The organism is Gluconobacter cadivus (assembly GCF_015244745.1).
In the GTDB taxonomy this organism is placed as follows: Bacteria; Pseudomonadota; Alphaproteobacteria; order Acetobacterales; family Acetobacteraceae; genus Gluconobacter; species Gluconobacter cadivus.
Map to the genome: position 1 here is coordinate 565,824 of NZ_JABCQI010000002.1, position 16,943 is coordinate 582,766.

14 protein-coding genes and 1 tRNA gene are annotated in these 16,943 nt (G+C 58.5%); 11 read left to right on the top strand and 4 right to left on the bottom strand.

Going from position 1 to position 16,943, the window contains the following annotated elements; genetic code table 11:
- The first annotated feature begins 38 nt into the window (after positions 1-38).
- The 6 genes from mlaD to HKD28_RS05495 are packed head-to-tail and all read left to right on the top strand — an operon-like array spanning position 39 to position 4,094.
- Entirely contained in the window at positions 39-563 is a 525-nt protein-coding gene (gene mlaD / locus HKD28_RS05470; RefSeq protein WP_062030554.1) for an outer membrane lipid asymmetry maintenance protein MlaD, read from the top strand.
- Positions 564-566: 3 nt separating this feature from the next.
- On the top strand, positions 567-809 hold the full coding sequence (locus HKD28_RS05475) for a hypothetical protein (RefSeq protein ID WP_194267412.1): 243 nt from the start codon (positions 567-569) through the stop codon (positions 807-809).
- Positions 806-1,486, top strand: a complete 681-nt coding sequence (locus HKD28_RS05480; RefSeq protein ID WP_194267413.1) for a DUF2155 domain-containing protein — start codon at positions 806-808, stop codon at positions 1,484-1,486. The genes HKD28_RS05475 and HKD28_RS05480 overlap by 4 nt, the downstream gene beginning before the upstream one ends.
- A 48-nt stretch (positions 1,487-1,534) precedes the next feature.
- Complete coding sequence (gene otsB, locus HKD28_RS05485; RefSeq protein WP_194267414.1) at positions 1,535-2,257, top strand: trehalose-phosphatase; 723 nt, start codon at positions 1,535-1,537, stop codon at positions 2,255-2,257.
- Complete coding sequence (locus HKD28_RS05490; RefSeq protein WP_194267415.1) at positions 2,245-3,588, top strand: alpha,alpha-trehalose-phosphate synthase (UDP-forming); 1,344 nt, start codon at positions 2,245-2,247, stop codon at positions 3,586-3,588. The genes otsB and HKD28_RS05490 overlap by 13 nt, the downstream gene beginning before the upstream one ends.
- Complete coding sequence (locus HKD28_RS05495) at positions 3,585-4,094, top strand: disulfide bond formation protein B (protein WP_194267416.1); 510 nt, start codon at positions 3,585-3,587, stop codon at positions 4,092-4,094. Before HKD28_RS05490 ends, HKD28_RS05495 begins: the two co-directional genes overlap by 4 nt.
- Positions 4,095-4,103: 9 nt before the next feature.
- Here HKD28_RS05495 and HKD28_RS05500 read toward each other — a convergent pair whose 3' ends face one another.
- The gene (locus HKD28_RS05500; RefSeq protein ID WP_077803655.1) at positions 4,104-4,280 is read right to left on the bottom strand and encodes a DUF1328 domain-containing protein; all 177 of its coding nucleotides are present in this window, start codon (positions 4,278-4,280) and stop codon (positions 4,104-4,106) included.
- Positions 4,281-4,440: 160 nt separating this feature from the next.
- On the opposite strand from HKD28_RS05500, the gene HKD28_RS05505 reads away from it, so the two are divergent.
- A complete protein-coding gene (locus HKD28_RS05505) occupies positions 4,441-6,474 on the top strand; it encodes an NAD(+) synthase (RefSeq protein ID WP_194267417.1) in 2,034 nt (677 codons plus the stop codon).
- Between the two features lie 93 nt (positions 6,475-6,567).
- Positions 6,568-7,959 carry an NAD-dependent succinate-semialdehyde dehydrogenase gene (locus HKD28_RS05510; protein WP_194267418.1) on the top strand — a complete coding sequence of 464 codons (1,392 nt, stop codon included), beginning with the start codon at positions 6,568-6,570 and terminating at the stop codon, positions 7,957-7,959.
- A 113-nt stretch (positions 7,960-8,072) separates the two neighbouring features.
- On the opposite strand, the gene HKD28_RS05515 is transcribed toward HKD28_RS05510, so the two are convergent.
- Entirely contained in the window at positions 8,073-10,940 is a 2,868-nt protein-coding gene (locus HKD28_RS05515) for a glycosyltransferase (RefSeq protein WP_328749255.1), read from the bottom strand.
- A gap of 383 nt (positions 10,941-11,323) precedes the next feature.
- Between HKD28_RS05515 and HKD28_RS05520 the strand changes: the two genes are divergently transcribed.
- Positions 11,324-12,703, top strand: a complete 1,380-nt coding sequence (locus tag HKD28_RS05520) for a beta strand repeat-containing protein (RefSeq protein WP_194262950.1) — start codon at positions 11,324-11,326, stop codon at positions 12,701-12,703.
- Between the two features lie 100 nt (positions 12,704-12,803).
- Positions 12,804-15,491, top strand: coding sequence for a glycosyltransferase (locus HKD28_RS05525; protein ID WP_194267419.1), 2,688 nt, complete (start codon positions 12,804-12,806; stop codon positions 15,489-15,491).
- Here the strand turns inward: HKD28_RS05525 and HKD28_RS05530 are convergent.
- Positions 15,488-16,378 (bottom strand): rhamnan synthesis F family protein, encoded by an 891-nt coding sequence (locus HKD28_RS05530; protein ID WP_194267489.1) that lies wholly within the window; start codon positions 16,376-16,378, stop codon positions 15,488-15,490. The two genes, HKD28_RS05525 and HKD28_RS05530, sit on opposite strands and share 4 nt — an antisense overlap.
- 180 nt (positions 16,379-16,558) lie before the next feature.
- On the opposite strand from HKD28_RS05530, the gene HKD28_RS05535 reads away from it, so the two are divergent.
- A complete protein-coding gene (locus tag HKD28_RS05535) occupies positions 16,559-16,828 on the top strand; it encodes an HU family DNA-binding protein (RefSeq protein WP_194262948.1) in 270 nt (89 codons plus the stop codon).
- A gap of 7 nt (positions 16,829-16,835) precedes the next feature.
- Here the strand turns inward: HKD28_RS05535 and HKD28_RS05540 are convergent.
- Positions 16,836-16,910: transfer RNA gene (locus tag HKD28_RS05540), tRNA-Gln, on the bottom strand.
- Positions 16,911-16,943 lie beyond the last annotated feature (33 nt).

Genomic DNA, 16,943 nt, shown 5'->3' on the forward strand with positions numbered 1-16,943 from the left:
GGTAGTGCAGGAAGGATGATTTTCACGAGGGTATTGTCATGACCGCTGTTACGGTCCGCCATGACCGGCTGGAGCTTCTGGCCGGGTTCGCAGTCCTTGTCTGTCTTGCAGGACTTCTGGTGGCGGCGATGGTCGGGCATCATCAGGGCAATGACGGAGGCTATCCGGTTCATGCCTCGTTCAGTCAGATTGACGGGCTGAATGTGGGGTCGGATGTGCGTCTGGCCGGAATTACCGTCGGGCATGTGACCGGCACGACGGTCGATCCGAAGACGTTTCAGGCGCAGGTGACGTTCACGCTGGCGCCCGATGTGAAGCTGCCCACGGATTCCGCTGCGATCGTGACGTCTGACAGTCTGTTGGGCGGCAAATATATCGCGCTGTCTCCGGGTGGGGCGGATTCGCTGGTAAAGCCCGGCGGTGTCATGACGGAGACCCAAGGCTCCATCAGTCTGGAACAGCTTCTGAGCAAGTTCATTTTCTCCGTGACGGATTCTTTACAGAAGAGCCAGAAAGCTGCTGCGTCCAAGCCGGCTGCGGGCAGTCTGTCGGACGAGCCCTGAGCCATGACGCAAGCGCGTGAGGGTGCTTTTCTGTGGGTCGACCATGAGGGAAACCCTGTGTCCTGCGTGGAGAAAGTGCAGCTTCTGCGTGAGAACGACGCGGAATTGCGTCAGGCCCTTCAGGATGCGTTTGAAGACGGGGTTCTGATGGGGGTTGCGCCACAGGCGATGTTGCAGGCGTTTCAGGCTATGCTGTCGGATCTGAAAAATCCTTTGCAGGGGCGCTCCGGGGGAGAACCGTCATGATGAAACGGTATGTGGGCGTCGCACTGCTGTGTGGCGCGGCAGGGTTTTTGGTGTCCGGTGCAGCGCAGGCTGCGGTGGGTGTCGCGCCTCCGGCCATGTATCCGGCTGCGACCTGGCAGGGCCAGTCACAGGCGGTTCTGCGGGTGCTGGACCGGCTGGACGGTCATCTGGAGCTTCTGACGGTTCCGGTTGGCGGGAGTGCGACCTATCGCAGTCTTGCTGTTGCAGTCGAGGCCTGTGTGACCCGGCCGCAGACGCTGGCGACGGATGCTGGTGTTCTGCTGCATCTAAAGGACAGCAGCGATCCTCAGCGGCCATCTTTTGACGGGTGGATGCTGGCGCAGGAACCTTCTGTCGCAACTTATGGCAGCCCTTTGTACGATGTGCGCGTTGTGTCGTGTGCGGGTGTGCCGACGGCACCGCAGGCGGGTCCTCTGCCTGTGGTGAAGGCTCCCGTGCTCGCCGGTACGGAGGTTCCGGTTGAAGAAGGCGGCGATGCTCCGGCATCCCCGCCCGCTTCCGCCTCAGGTGGTCCTGTACCGCTTGCTCCGGACAGTCATAATCCCATTCCGCTCGCACCGTCCTACGGTGCGGCACCGTCCCTTGCTCCGGCTGCACCAGCGCAGTCGTCGGGGCAGCCTTTACCGCCTCCTCAGGCCGATCCCGGTCTCGAATAAGGCTGGACGGGGCGGAATGACCCAGAAACAGGAAGAAATGACAGCTTCATGATTCAGGTTCCCTTTTCTCCGTCCCGGGCGGCTCTGCTGCTTGATTTCGACGGAACCCTTGTCGATATCGCTCCCACTCCTGAAGGTGTACATGTCCCGGAAGGGCTGACGGCCGATCTGCTGCGGCTGCGCGAGATGCTCGATGGTGCGCTGGCGATCATCACGGGACGCCCCATTGCCCAGATTGATCATTTTCTTCCGGGGATTCCTTATGCTGTGGCAGGGGAACATGGTGTTGCGGTGCGCCCGGCGCCGGATCAGGATGTGCGCCAGCGTGCGCTGCCTCTGGTGCCGTCTGACTGGACCGAGAAAAGCACGGAACTCGCTGCTCGGTATCCCGGGGCCAGCATTGAACACAAAAAAGCTGGAATGGTGCTGCATTATCGCCAAGCTCCCGAGGCGGAATCGGCGTTTCGGGATCTGACGTCGGTCTGGCCCGTGGAAAGCCACGGGTTTCATCTTCAGGACGCGCAGATGGCCATCGAGCTTCGGCCTCTGGGAATCGACAAGGGCAAGGCGCTTGAGGAACTGATGGCGGAGCCGCCTTTCAGGGGGCGTCTTCCGCTGTTTGCCGGCGATGATGTCACAGACCGGGATGGGGTGAGGGCTGCGCGCCAGATGGGTGGTGCGGGCTGGCTCATTCCTGATGATTTTCCAGATGCGGCCACGTTCCGGCGCTGGCTGCACGAGCTTTCGGAGGGACGCGGATGGGGCGCCTGATCATTGTATCGAACCGCACACCCGCTCCAGGGGAGCGGACACAGCCTGCGGGCGGGCTGACGGTTGGCCTGTATGATGCTGTCCAGACGCGTGAAACCGTCTGGGTTGGATGGTCGGGTCATCAACATGCGGATGCGGCCGATCGGCCTGTCCAGCGCGAGCAGGTTGGGAATGTCAATTATGTGACGTTCGACCTGACGCAGAAGCAGCATGACCGGTTCTATCTGAATTTTTCCAATGGTGTGCTCTGGCCCTTGTGTCATTACCGCACCAATCTGATCCGCTACACGCGCGAGGACTGCGACGTCTATTATGAGGCGAACCGGGTTTTTGCGGATCGGTTGATCGCACTGCTGGAGCCGGGTGATACGATCTGGATCCATGACTATCATCTGTTCCCGCTGGGTCAGATGCTGCGTGACAGGGGGGTGACGGGACGCATTGGATTTTTCCTGCATATTCCGTTCCCGCCTTGGAGCGTGGCGCGGCTTTTGCCCAAGCTCGACATGCTGCTGACCGGTCTTGCCGCCTGTGATCTGATTGGTGTCCAGACGGTCGAGGACGAGGCCAATCTTAGAGGGTGCTTCGCGGCCTACGGTCTGAAGGCCGCCGTCAAGGCGGTACCCATCGGGATTGACCCCGTGAGTTTTCGTCAGCAGGCGATTGAAAGCGCGGTCTCCGACGAGGTCGTGAAGATCGTCGATACGCTGGAAGGGACGCGGCTGATTATCGGGGTGGACCGGCTGGATTATTCCAAGGGTCTGCCGGAGCGGATGAAGGGATTTGAGGCTCTTCTGAAGAATTACCCCGAGCATCGCGGGCAGGTGACGTTCCTTCAGGTCACGCCGGTGTCGCGGGGTGGGGTGGAGAGTTACCGGCTGCTCAAGGAAGAACTGGACGGGCTGGTCGGGACGATCAATGGCGCTTATGGCACGCCGGACTGGGTGCCGATCCGCTATACGACCTGGCCGATCGGGCGCGATATTCTGGCGGGTCTGTACCGGATGGCGGATGTGGGGTTCGTCACGCCGTTGCGCGATGGCATGAATCTGGTGGCCAAGGAGTTCATTGCGGCTCAGGACGAGGAAGATCCCGGCGTTCTGGTGTTGTCGCGGTTTGCGGGAGCGGCTCCGGAAATGCCTGAGGCGCTGCTGATCAATCCGCTGGATGCCGAAGGCATGGCGGATGCGCTACATATTGGCCTGACCATGGACGTCAAGGCTCGTCATGCGGCATGGTCGGCGATGTATGAGGAAGTTTCCCGCAATACCGCAGGAAGCTGGTCCAAGCAGTTCCTTGATAGTCTGGAGGAAATCCGTTCGTGCCCATGAACAGACCACGCCGCCCCGTTTCCACGACTGCGTTGGGTGGCTTTTATGTTCTGGCCGGAGCGGTGGCGCTTGGGGTTGTCTGGTTTGCCGAACACTGGCTGAAGCTCGCGCCCTGCGAGCTTTGTCTGTGGGAGCGGCGTCCGTGGTGGGTGCTGATCGGGATTGGCGTTGTCACAGCTTTGCTTCCGAGGCGTTATGCGCGGTACACGGTGTTTGCAGGGCTTTTATGCTTGATGACCAGCATTGGTCTGGCCGTGCTGCATGCTGGTGTGGAGCACAAGTTCTGGCCAAGTCCCGCGCCTGAATGCCGTGCCCCGTCTTTTCACGGAGGTAGTTTCAAGGACTGGATGGCGGCGATGCCCGCCCGGCCGAACAAGCCATGTGATTCGCCGGATTATCTGTTCGGGCTGCCCGTTTCCATGACGGAGCTGGGTGGTCTGTATGCTGTCGCGGTTTTCGTGATTGCCCTGATCGGGAGCGTCCGTATGGGACGCTCCCGACGCTGAGAGCTGTGCTCAGAGGCGTGTGCCGCGTCCGCGGCCGAAGATGAGGCTGATGACCAGCAGCACCAGGAAAATGAAGAAAAGGATCTTGCCGATATAGGCAAAGTCTGCCGAAATTCCGCCAAAGCCCAGCACCGCAGCAAACAGGGCCAGGATCAGGAAGGCAATGGTCCAGCGTAGCAGGTCCATGAAATGTCTCCTTTGTCAGTCGCGCCCTCCGACGGAGAAGCGGGGTTTGAAAAGGTGAACGGCGGCGGGATGAACGGGTTCATTTTCGCAACATCCGTTTTATGTGGGGGCCGGGCGCGCGGTTCCTGTTTTCGTGAAGCCTGCCCGCCGGAGGATTGTCATGACCCTGTTCCGTTCTTTGTATCATCAGGGGTTTGCCCGGATCGCAGCCTGTACGTTGCCGGTGACGCTTGCTGATCCTCTGAAGAATGCGGAGCGGACGCTGGGCGTTTTGCGGGACTGTGACCGGCAAGGTGTGGCGGCGGTGGTTTTCCCTGAACTGGGGCTGACGGGCTATACGCTGGACGATCTGCGGTTTCAGGACGTGGTTCTGGATGGGGCGCTTGAGGCGCTTCGGTGTGTTGTCGCGGGATCGCGGGATTTGTTGTCCGTTGCAGTGGTGGGGGTGCCACTGGTGCGGGACGGTCTGCTCTATAATTGTGCGGCGGTTGTGCATCGGGGGCGGGTTCTGGGTGTGGTGCCAAAATCGCATCTGCCGCGCTATCGTGAGTTTTATGAGCCCCGGCATTTCACGTCCGGGCTTCGGACTACGGGGACCATTCGCTTGTTTGGGGGGGATGTGCCGTTTGGCGCGGATCTGCTGTTTCAGGCGGAGGATGTTCGTGGGCTGACGCTCGGCGTGGAAATCTGTGAAGATCTGTGGGTGGCGTCTCCGCCGAGTGGAAAGCTGGCGGAAGCGGGCGCGACGGTCATTCTCAATCCGTCCGCCTCTCCCGTGACCATCGGGCGGACGGATGACCGGTCTTTGCTGTGTCAGGCGCAATCCATGCGGACGCTGACGGCCTATGCTTATGCGGCGGCAGGCGAGGGAGAATCCACGACGGATCTGGCGTGGGACGGTCAGGTTTCACTTCATGAGGGCGGGCGGCTTCTGGCGCAGTCGGACCGTTTTCCGCAGGGCGAGCGGCTGGTTGTGGCGGATGTGGATCTGGATCTGTTGCGGCAGGAGCGGATGCGGACGGGGCAGTTCGGACAGGCGGGGCAGGAATTCCGGACTGTCGGGTTCACGCTCCAGCCTCCGATGACGGATCTGGGGCTCAAACGGGAGGTTGTGCGGTTTCCGTTTGTGCCATCCGATGCGCGTACGTTGGCGCGGGACTGTTACGAGGGCTGGACCATTCAGGTTAGCGCGTTGCGGAGGCGGTTGCAGGCCAGTGGCGCGCAACGGGCCGTGATCGGGGTGTCGGGTGGGCTGGACAGCACACTGGCCCTTCTGGTGGCGGTGCGGGCGGCGGATGAGCTTGGCTGGCCGCGAACGCATGTTCTGGCCTACACGATGCCGGGGTTCGCGACCGGAAGTGAAAGCCGCTCTCTGGCTCATGCGCTCATGAAAGCGCTGGGTGTCGAGGTAAATGAGCTGGATATCCGGCCCACGGCGCAGACCATGCTGGCGGGGATCGGCCATCCCTTTGCGGAAGGAAAGCCGGTTCATGACATCACGTTCGAGAACGTGCAGGCGGGATTGCGGACCGATTTCCTGTTCCGGATCGCCAATTACCGCAATGGAATTGTGATCGGGACGGGCGATCTGTCGGAATTGGCGTTGGGCTGGTGTACTTACGGCGTGGGGGACCAGATGTCCCATTACAACGTCAATGCCGGGATGCCGAAGACGCTGATCCAGCATGTCATCCGCTGGCTGGCGCGTGAGGGAAAACTGGGCGAAGGGGTTGGGCCGGTTCTGGAGCGGATCGTCAGTGCGGAGATCACCCCCGAACTGGTTCCCGATACCGGGCAGGGTGTGCAGAGTACGGAACAGACGATCGGGCCGTACCCGATTCAGGATTTTACGCTCTTTTACATCCTGCGTTATGGGTTCCGTCCGTCACGGATCGCGTTTCTGGCAGAGGTCGCCTGGGGTGATGTTTCCCGAGGAGACTGGCCCGCGCATTATCCCGAAGACCGAAAAATCTCATACGATCTGGCGGAAATCAGGCACTGGCTGGAAGTTTTTCTGCGGCGGTTTTTCGGGACGAGCCAATTCAAGCGGTCGGCCATGCCCAATGGTCCGAAGCTTGTAGCGGGAGGGTCTCTCTCGCCACGGGGAGACTGGCGCGCGCCCTCTGATGGGACCGCAACGGCCTGGCTTAAGGAGTTATGGGATAATCTCCCCGAAATGAACACAGCTCTGTGAACTTTTGGGAGGAATGATTGTTAGGGGGTTTTGTCTTTTGGCATTCGTGCCAATATGTCTCAAACACGTCACCTTACAGGAATATGACTCATCATGGCTTATGCTACGATCAACCCTTATACCGGTGAGACGCTCAAGACTTTCCCGGATGCCACCGATCAGGAAGTCCAGACCGCGCTGACCGAAGCCTATGATGCGTTCAAGAGCTGGCGTCATACCTCCTTCGCCGAGCGTGCGAAGATCATGACCGCCGCCGCCAATATCCTTCGTCGTGATATCGACAAGTATTCCCGTCTTCTGACGCTGGAAATGGGCAAGATTTACGCCGAAGCCAAGGCCGAGACGATCCTGTCGGCTGAAATCTTCGAATATTATGCCAAGCATGCCGAAGAGCTTCTCAAGTCCGAGAAGCTGCCGGTTGCGGACCCGAACTCGGGCGACGCCGTGCTGATCCATCAGCCGCAGGGCATTGTTTTCGCAATCGAGCCGTGGAACTTCCCGTTCTACCAGATCGCCCGCATCATTGCGCCGCAGCTTTCTGCTGGTAACACGGTCATTCTCAAGCACGCTTCCAACGTGCCGCAGTGTGCGGCTGCGTTCGATGATCTGATGAAGGAAGCCGGGCTGCCGAAGGGCGGGTTCCGCAACCTGTATGCCGCTCGTCATCACACCGAGACAATCCTCAAGGATCCGCGCGTCTGTGGCGTGGCTCTGACGGGGTCCGAAGGCGCAGGCGCTATTGTTGCCGGGATTGCAGCACAGGCCCTGAAGAAGTCCACGATGGAGCTGGGCGGTTCCGATGCTTTCGTCGTTCTGGACGATGCGGATCTGGAAAAGACCGCGAAATGGGCCGCTTTCGGTCGTCACTGGAATGCCGGTCAGGTCTGCGTGTCCGCTAAGCGTCTGATCGTGGCGGATGCCGTCTATGATCGTTTCCTTGATCTGTACAAGGCTGAAGTTCTCAAGCTGAAGGCTGGCGATCCGATGGATGCGTCCACCACGCTGGCACCGCTGTCTTCGCAGAAGGCTGCGGACGATCTGAAGGCTCAGGTTGAGGAAGCCAAGAAGCATGGTGCGGTTGTCGAAGCCATCGGCCCGTCCGTTCCGGAGAAGGGTGCGTTCTTCCAGCCGCTGCTGATGACCAATCTGCATGAGAACAATGAAGCTCGTCTGTGGGAGTTCTTTGGTCCGGTCACGCAGCTCTACCGTGCCAAGGACGATGCGGACGCCATTCGCATTGCCAATGACTCGCCGTTTGGTCTGGGTGGTTCGGTCTTCACGAAGGACACTGCGCGCGGCGTGAAGGTTGCCGAGCAGATCTATACGGGCATGGTCTATATCAACCACCCGACGATGGTGAAGGCAGATCTGCCGTTCGGTGGCGTGGCCCGTTCGGGTTATGGCCGCGAGTTGATCGGTCTGGGCATCAAGGAATTCGTCAATCACAAGCTGATCGACGTTGTGGATATCGACGCACCGTTCTGATTGGGGCGTATCGGGCTTCTTTCGGGGAGCCCGGTTCGAGCTTTCAGGTTATGAAAAACCCGCTTCCGGAGCTGTCCAGGAGCGGGTTTTTTTGTATCCGGTCTGGAAGAGCCTCAGTTTTTCCGGGGTTTTGCCTGTTCGGCGCTGAGGCGGATCCACGGATGGCGGTCCTGAACGAAGGCCACGACGCGGGCTTTGTGGACGTCTTTTTCAGTCGAGGCATTCGTCATGGATGTCTCATGCTGACGGTAGTCCGCCAGAATTTGTGGGACATGATGGCCGGGCAGACCGCGTTCCGCCATGGAGCACCACAGATCGAAATCCTCCCATCCCATTGCTTCACGTGAAACATAGTAGCCGCCGACAGCAGCCCAGGCCCATTTCGTGACCATGGCCATCGCGTCGATGCGGTTTCCGGAAACGAGGGAGAGTGGGTTGAAGGGCAGGTCTCCCAGAAGTTCCGGGGTGCCGGGCTGGTGGTGGGTGTCAGCAGTCATGTCCATTAGGACTGGGCCGTTTTCGTTGAAACAGGCGATGAGCGGATAGGCATAGGCGGTGCCGTTATTCATGGACTCCAGAAGTGTTTCGCAGGCTTCGGGGCGCAGGGTGTTGTCGGCATCAAGTTGCATGACATGGACCGTTTCGGCGGCATCCATACCGATGTTTCGTGCGCCGCCTAATCCGGCGTTTTTGAGGGACTGGCGCAGGATCAGGCGATTGAAGCGTTCGCGGTGTCGTTCCATCCATGTTGTGGCCAGAGCGAGCGAACCGTCGGAAGATCCGTCGTCCACGACAATCAGATCCAGTACGGGCAGTGTTTGGGCTGCGACGGATTCCAGTGCGTCCAGAAGATGTGCCTCGTAATTATAGGAGGTGATGACGACCGTGACCGGGGCTTCTCCCAAGGCGTCGTGATGGAAAATGGTCTGGCTGGCGGGGATGACGGGCAGGTCTGGCGGGGCAAGGCGATCTCTGGCCAGATGTGTCTCGGCAGAGCGGGCCGCTGCGTCGTCCCCGTTCAGGGAGGTGAGTGCGAGTTTCATTCGCTGGGCCTGAGCCTGCGGACCGAAGGGCCAGAGAATGGAATGATAGGCATCCCGCGCCATCCGGACGCGCCGTTCAGGGTTGTCGATCAGTTCTAGCAGGGCGTCGTGCCATTCGGACGGGCTATCGGCGAGAAAGCCGGTTTCTCCGTGATGGATAACGCGCCGGAATGGGCCTGTAGGGGATGCGACTGTTGCTGCACCGGACAGCGCGGCTTCGAAGAACTTGATCTCGCTCTTGGCTTCGCAGAAGACATTCCCTGTTTCCAGCGGTGCGATGGAGATGTCGAACCGCGCAAATTCGTCCTGAAGTTCTGCAAGTGGCACCATGTCGCGCCATTCGATCTGGTCCTGCACGGGGATCAGGCTGGGAAATTCTTCTACGAGCAGAATGGGGCGATGCGTTTCGGGTTCGCGAAACAGCACAAGCCGGGCTTGTGGGCGTTGATGCAGGATATCTGCGATGGGCGGACAGATGGGTGCGAAATCCCGCTGATGTGTCCGCGAGCCTGCGGCGTAGCCGATGCGGACCAGTCCGTCTCCGGCATTGACGCGTCCTGGCTCTCCACGCATGCGCAGGGCTATCCGGGCCCGTTTCAGCGAGGCCATATCATAAATATTGGGCAACAGGTGAACGACGGGGCGCAGACTGTGCATGGCAAAGACCAGCTCCGCGGTCGTGGTTGAGCCCTGATCGCAGCGCAGGAAAGTGCGACGCATGTCCGAGAAGCAGCGCTCGATCTGCTCTTCCGTGGCGCCGATTGAGCGGATGCCATCAATCAGGTCCACGCGCGCATAATGCGGTACGAAGACGATATCGTCGGCGTCAAAGATGGTGACGACATTTTCAGATCTGGCGAGATCGAAAATCGTACTGACATGACCACTATATTCAACCCGCCAGAACACCATGACGTCCGCCCAGTGGATGTCGTCATAGCCAACTGAAGCACAGGGCAGGACTCTGGCGTCGAAGCCTGCATCCCGGGCGGCGGCTGCATTTCGGTCGCAGCGGTAGAGAACGCCGGGAGTGTTTGGCTCGCCGGCAATGAACAGGATGCGGGAGACGGAAAGAGACGTGGGAGGAGAGACGATAACGTCTTCATCGGCTGCGGACTCCTGATTTGGAGTCTCGACGGGTGCAGGCTGTGGAAAGAGAGAGCGTTTCAGGCGACGGCAGACCCGAAGCCAGAAAGGAGGGACCGGGACGGGGGGAGGTTCAATGGAAGGAGCGGGGAGGGGGGGGGTGCTCTTTTCCTCTGAGTGGATGTCTGAAAGGGCCACGGCCTCTTTGTTGGATAGCATCCGGAGTGAAACACGCAGGTCCTGAATGATGTGTGTTTTCTCCAGAGAATCCTGCTGCACGCTGTGTATTTTAGCGCGCAGGAGACGCGTCTTACGATTGTTACGAAGAAGCTGCTGGATGGCGTGACGGTAATCCCTGCTTTCCGAAGTGTCAGAAAGAAGAAAGCCCAGAAAGGGGGAGTCGCCTGCGTGAGTGAGGACGTTTTCTGGAGTAAACGCAAAGAATCCTTCGGAGTGTTGGCCTCCGAAATGCAGGATAGGAACTGAAGAAGATCTCCCTGCAGTTTCTCCTGTAACCTGAAGCAGGACGGGGGGGGAGAGGGCATCATTCTGAAGTGCGTGGGACACGATCCGGATATCGCTGGCCGGAAGCGATGTTTCCAGAAACGAACGAAGACTCCGGTGCGTCTGACTAAAGAGGTATGGCGAGTAGTCGATCCGGGCAGCTGAGATACCCTTTTCCTCGGTTAGAATGATCATCAACCAAGTGATCAAGTGAATGTGATCAATCAGATCCTGTCGATTGGAAGAGATTGGATCATCAGTCTTTTCTGATGTCAGCAGAAGCGCCAGACGCGCCAGAAAATGGTCGGTCGTTGAAGGGGGTGGAGAAGACGGTTTGGGAAAATTCACGAGCAGGCCTGTGAGGATCGGTTTTTCTGCGGAAGGTGGTATGTCTTGAAAATAGAGACATGCCATTTTTCTAAGGATTGAAGCGTGTGTCTTAATATTTATTTCTTATGAAATTAACATTGACGGAACTTTTTCGATATAAAAGGATTTGATTGAAGAGTTGGGTGATCCACTCTTTTCCGTGTTCATATAATGAAAACGGAGAACTCTTTGTCGGCGCTGCCTTTCGAATCTGTAAATGTCGGATCATGAATCCTTGTATCGTGCGCAAAGTTGATTGCTTTTGACAATCCGGCTCTGGTATGTGCAAGACTCGTCGCTCGATCATTTGGGTGGTCCGAGGGCCGCCGGTGCGAGGCAACCTTTTTTAGGAGTGCACAGTAATGGGTACCATTACTACAGTCGTTGGCGCCTCCGGCCAGACCTTCGCGGTCACGGTCAATGGTGGGCAGACCCAGCTGCTGGCGCAGCAGTATCAGACTGCTCTTTCCACCCTCCACACCAGTGGCGGGCTTGATTCTTATGACCTGGTCGCCGGTAGTAACTCTGCTACGGGGACCAATCCGGGCCATGGCCTGATCAGCCAGGGCGGTAATTACTCCGTCTCTGGTGGTACCACCCAGTATATCTCCATTGGCAGTTATTCCGAGTCCGGTCAGGACACGCTGAATTCTGCCGTGAGCCTGGATGTGTCGGGTAGCACGGCCAGCAATATCAGTGTTCTTGCTGGCGATTACGCCGGTGTCACGTTCAAGGCTGGTAACCAGAACGGTACGTTCGTTGGCGGTGTTGGAAACAACACGTTCGATGGCGGAAGTTCTTCCGGTAACTGGACCGTTGCAACGGGTGACGGTAACGACACCATTACGGGCACTAGCGGCAATAACACCATCAGTGCTGGTCTGGGCAACAACAAAATCGTTCTGGGCAGCGGGACGAATGTCGTTCGTTCCGAAGGTCAGGATACCATCGACGGCGTGACCGGTACGGATACGGTTACGCTGCTCGGCGGTAGCTCTGTAGTGACGCTGGGTGCCAACGCAACGGTTTACGACACGACGTCGCACAACACCGTTTCGGGGGGCAACAACAGCTTCATCACGGGTGGCAGCTCCAGCACCTACTTCTCGACCGGCGCTATCAGCACCGTTTCGGGTGGTCTGAACGACACAATCTCAGCTTCTGCTGATATTTGGCAGATCCGTGGTACGTCCAATTCCATCACGGCTTCGGGCTCGCTCACGTTCCTGAACGGCACGGGTGCAACGACCGTTTCTGCCGGTGCGTCCACACTGTTCGGTGCTTCGGGTCTCGACCTGCTGCTGGTTGGCGGTTCTGCAAGCTCGACCAACCTGTTTGTTGGTGGTGACGGCAACGAGACCGTGTCGGCCGCGTCTTCCAATGGCACGCTGCACGCCTTCGCTGGCAAGGGTAACGAGACCATCATCGGTGGTTCTGCTTCCGACACACTGGTTGGTGGTTCGGGCGCGGCGACCCTCACGGGTGGTTCGGGTGCTGCAAACCTGTTCGCCCTGAACAAGGGTGCTGCCGGTGGTGATTACACGATCACCGACTTTGGTAGCGCTGCCGGCAACCTGATGGCTCTGTACCAGTATGGCCTTCAGAACAACAACGGTCTGGCGAACGTCCTGTCGAATGCTACGGTTGCTGGTGGTAACTCCACGATCGCACTGTCCGACAACTCCAAGATCACGTTCGTGGGCATCAGTGATCTGAAAGCTTCGGACTTCACCCTGAGCTGATTACGGTCTCTGTCATCTGACAGAGCTGTAATGTTCGGGAAGGCCGGGTCCGCGAGGGTCCGGCCTTTCGTGTTTCTGCCCTTTTTGAAAGCCTGACGGAATGCGCGATGACGCGCGCGACTCACTGACTGAAAGCTATCGAAGTGCGGCCCGTCTGAACGGGTTGAGAGCAGAAGAGCTGCAAAGAGAAAATCAACAGCTTCTTCGACAGATTTCTTTGATTCAGGCCTCCCTGTCTTGGCGTGTGACGCTTCCTCTGCGTGCTGTTCGTGCGCTGATGTTGGGAAAATCGCTGTCTGGTAGGCCTGTGCGGGATTTGCCGGGACGGTTTGTGCGTCTGTGGGGGCGGGATGGGTGGGCCGGCATTCAGAAAGCCGTCACTCATCGCTTGCGGCGTTTGCAGCGGGTCCATGCTAAAGCGCAGAATGGTCTTCCTGAAGTGGGAGACGATGCGGAACATCTGCATCCCTATAAAGCTGCTTCCGGACACCAGTCAGATAGATTGCAACCTAAAGTCTTGATTATCGCAGAGCTTAGTCTGCGACAGTGTGCCAAATACCGCGTTTGGCAGAAACGGGATTTTCTGACGGCGCTGAGCTGGTCGGTTCAGGTTGTTGACTGGCGCGATATTGCTGAAGCCATGTCTGCGCTGCAGCTTTGCACACAGGTTATTTTTTATCGGGTTCCCGGATTTGAAGATGTTCTGAAACTTGTTCAGGAGGCCCACCGGCTGGAACTGTCGCCGCGATGGGAAGTCGATGATCTGATTTTCGATGAAGAGGAATATCGCCAGAACGGGAATATCGAAACGCTGCCTGCAGCAGAACGCGATCTTCTGCTGTCCGGGGTGGTGTTGTTTCGCCGGTGTATGCTGGCCTGTGGCCGGGGTATTGCCTCGACCGAAGCGCTGGCTGGGGCCATGCGTAAGGCGGGTCTGTCGGATGTAGTGGTTCTGGAGAATGCTCTGGATGTGGAAACGCTGAAAGTTGCGGCGGCACTGCCGCGGCATTCGGGTTCAGAGCGTTTGTGGGTCTCCTATGGATCTGGAACCAACACCCACGATGCGGATTTCAGGCAAGCAGAGTCAGGTCTGCTGGCTGCGATGGCTGAAGAACCCCGGCTTTGCCTGAGGGTGATCGGCCAGTTGCAGCTTTCCCCGGCATTTGAGCGGTTTGGGGACCGGGTCGAACGTCTGACCGAACTCTCCTACGTTGATTATCTCAAAGCTCTGTCGCAGACGGATATTGCGATTGCGCCGCTGGAATCGACGCTGTTCAACGACTGCAAGAGCAACATCAAGTTTCTTGAAGCCGCGATTGTCCGGGTGGCCGCGATCTGCTCTCCACGGGCAGCGTTCCTGACTGTGATGCGGGATGGACAGAATGGATGTCTGGCCGCGGATGCCGCGGCATGGCGGGACGCCTTTCTCAGGCTGGCGCGGGATGATAATTACCGACGGTGTCTGGCAGAGGCCGCGTATGAAGATGTGATGGCCCGCTATGCGCCGGAGGCGATGGTGCAGACACAGGCCCAGCTTCTGTTTGGGGTTCCAGCCGTTCAGGAGGCGCAGGACTTCAGAGTTCTTACGGCGAATGTCTACTTCGCCCCCCGGTCTTTCGGGGGGGCCACGATTGTGGCGGAGGAGATGGGGCGTCGGTTGGTGCGTAAAGGGGTGAAGGTCAGTGTTCTGACGTCCCGCTCCAGCGTTGCGGATCTTCCTGATGGCGATATTCGCTACGATATGGATGGCATGACGGTTTTTGCCTCGGTTCTGCCGGATGATCAGGGTGGACTGGGGCAACTGGATAATCCGGCCATGGCGGCGAGGTTCTCGGAAATTCTGGAAGCCTGTCAGCCTGATGTGGTTCATGTTCATGCCGCTCAGGGACTTGGGACTGGGCTTTTGCGGGTGTGTCAGGAAAAAGGGGTTCCTTATATTCTGACGCTGCATGATGCCTGGTGGTTGTGTGAGCGCCAGTTCATGGCGCGCGCTGACGGGCGTTACTGTTTCCAAACGACCATTGACCCCGCTGTCTGTCAGGCCTGTGTGCCGGGTGCGCGGCATCTTGCGGATCGGGCAGTGGTGATGCGACAGGCCCTGAATGGGGCGGCTCTGCTGATCAGTCCATCGCAGGCGCATCGTGAACTGTATCTGGCGAATGGGATTGCGCCCGAACGGATTGTGGTCAATCGGAACGGGTTTTGCTGGCCTGAGCGTCCGCGCAGGAAGCGGACTGTCGGGACACCACTGAGATTTGGGTTTGTCGGTGGGACGGAGGCCGTCAAAGGCTATGGTCTGCTGAAAGAGGCAATGCAGTCCCTGTCCCGGAGCGACTGGGAGCTTGTGTTGGTTGATAACAAGCTCAATCTGGGGTTCCAGTCAATTTTTCCCGAAGACTGGTCTGTGCGGGGGCGGCTTCGTGTCGTCCCGGCCTATACACAGTCAGGGTTGGATGATTTTTACGATCAGATCGACGTGCTGTTGTTTCCGTCTCAATGGAAGGAAAGCTACGGCCTGACGGTGCGCGAGGCGTTGGCACGGGATGTCTGGGTGGTGACGACCTCTCCGGGGGGGCAGTCCGAAGACGTGGTGGATGGGGTGAACGGAACCTGCCTGCCGCTGGATGGCAAAGCCAGGACGCTGGCTGAAGCTGTCTCGGCGTTGCTCGATGCGCCTGAACGCTTTGCAGATTACGCCAATCCTTTTCGGGAGCGTCTTGCGACCTATGACACGCAGGTAGACGAGCTTTATGGCTTCTTGAAACAGGCGTCAGGTCGAACGGTCTAACGTCCGAGAAGAAGGGCGGTGAGGGCGTGGCGTCGGTCTTCGCTGGCGAGTGCCTGAACCGCTCGGGCGCGCAGGCTTGCCCGACCAGAGCGATTGCGGGGTGGTGTTGCAGCCAGATACGCCGCGATCCAGTCCGGATTAAAAAACGTTGGATCGGGGATTTCCGCGCGCCAGAGATGGATGGAGGCGATGCCGCTCGGATTGTCGCGCAGAAGCTCCGTTTTGATGAACGGGGCATTGCCCGATCGCAGGACGGTTCGCCAGTCCGCATGCATGGGATTGAGGGCCAGAAGACGGGCAAGACCCCGGTTGCTGCTCCAGGAGGCTCCTGTGGACAGACCGGCGGCCTTGATGGCCAGTCCTAGGCCGAGTTCGCCGTGCAGGACGATTTCGTCCTTGGTCATGTCGTTGAACGGCTGGTTGAAAATGCGTTGAATCGCCGGATGATGCAGGGCGTCGTGCGTCATGCACAGGAACCATGACTGGAGATGGGACACGACTGCCTCTGAGCGGACCATACCCCAGACCTGAAACTTCTTTTCTCGCATCCGGTTCATGATGGGACGCAGAGGGAGGAGAGGGCCGAAGACGCTGTCATTGGTGAAAAGAATTTCTGTTGCGTTGTCCGCATATCCCTTGGAGAGCAGGAACTGCCAGGCTCCGAAGTCCAGTCCGGTATTGGGGCGGGGATGGACAGCCGCGGGGATTGGAGCGGCGGGGTTTGCAAGATCGTCCCGCAGGAACTGGGCGGTGGCGTCCGAGAGGCCTGAGGCTGCGATATGAATTGTGAAACCGCAGGAGGCGATCTGGTTGAGGAGATGCCGTGTGTGTGGCGCTAGCCTGCTGTCAGGATTGTAATAGGCAAACAGGCAGACACGCATTGGTATTGACCCGCTGGAGAAAGAAAGAAACGTTAAATTTATGATATTATGGTTGTTTGTGAGCTGGATCTATATGAAATATTATGACACCTCGGAAAGGTGGGCCATTCGCCCGTTAGTTCGCGTAAGCAGCATTTTTGTACCGGAAAGACCCGATCTGTACTGAGTAAATCCGGAGTTTCATTCATGAGCAAAGCTTTTCTTGCCGCAGTTCTTCAGGATTCCATGAATTGCACCGGTGTGGTTGCCCAGAGGGCCGTCAATGACATGATTGAGGCGATTATCGAGGAATTACGGGAAGAAGGGGGATTTACGCTGCCGTCTTTCGGAACATTCACGGTTTGCGAAACCAGAGCACGGCAGGCCGTTAACCCGAGAACGGGAGAGGCTGTGGCGGTTTCTGCAGGGCGGACCGTGCGGTTCAAGGCCAGTCCGGGGCTGAAGCAGTCTGTCTGAAAGAGAGTGGCTGGGGTGGGAGGATTCGAACCTCCGCATGGCGGAATCAAAATCCGCTGCCTTACCGCTTGGCTACACCCCAATCGATGCGCTTCTTTGGAAGCGCATGCTTTTG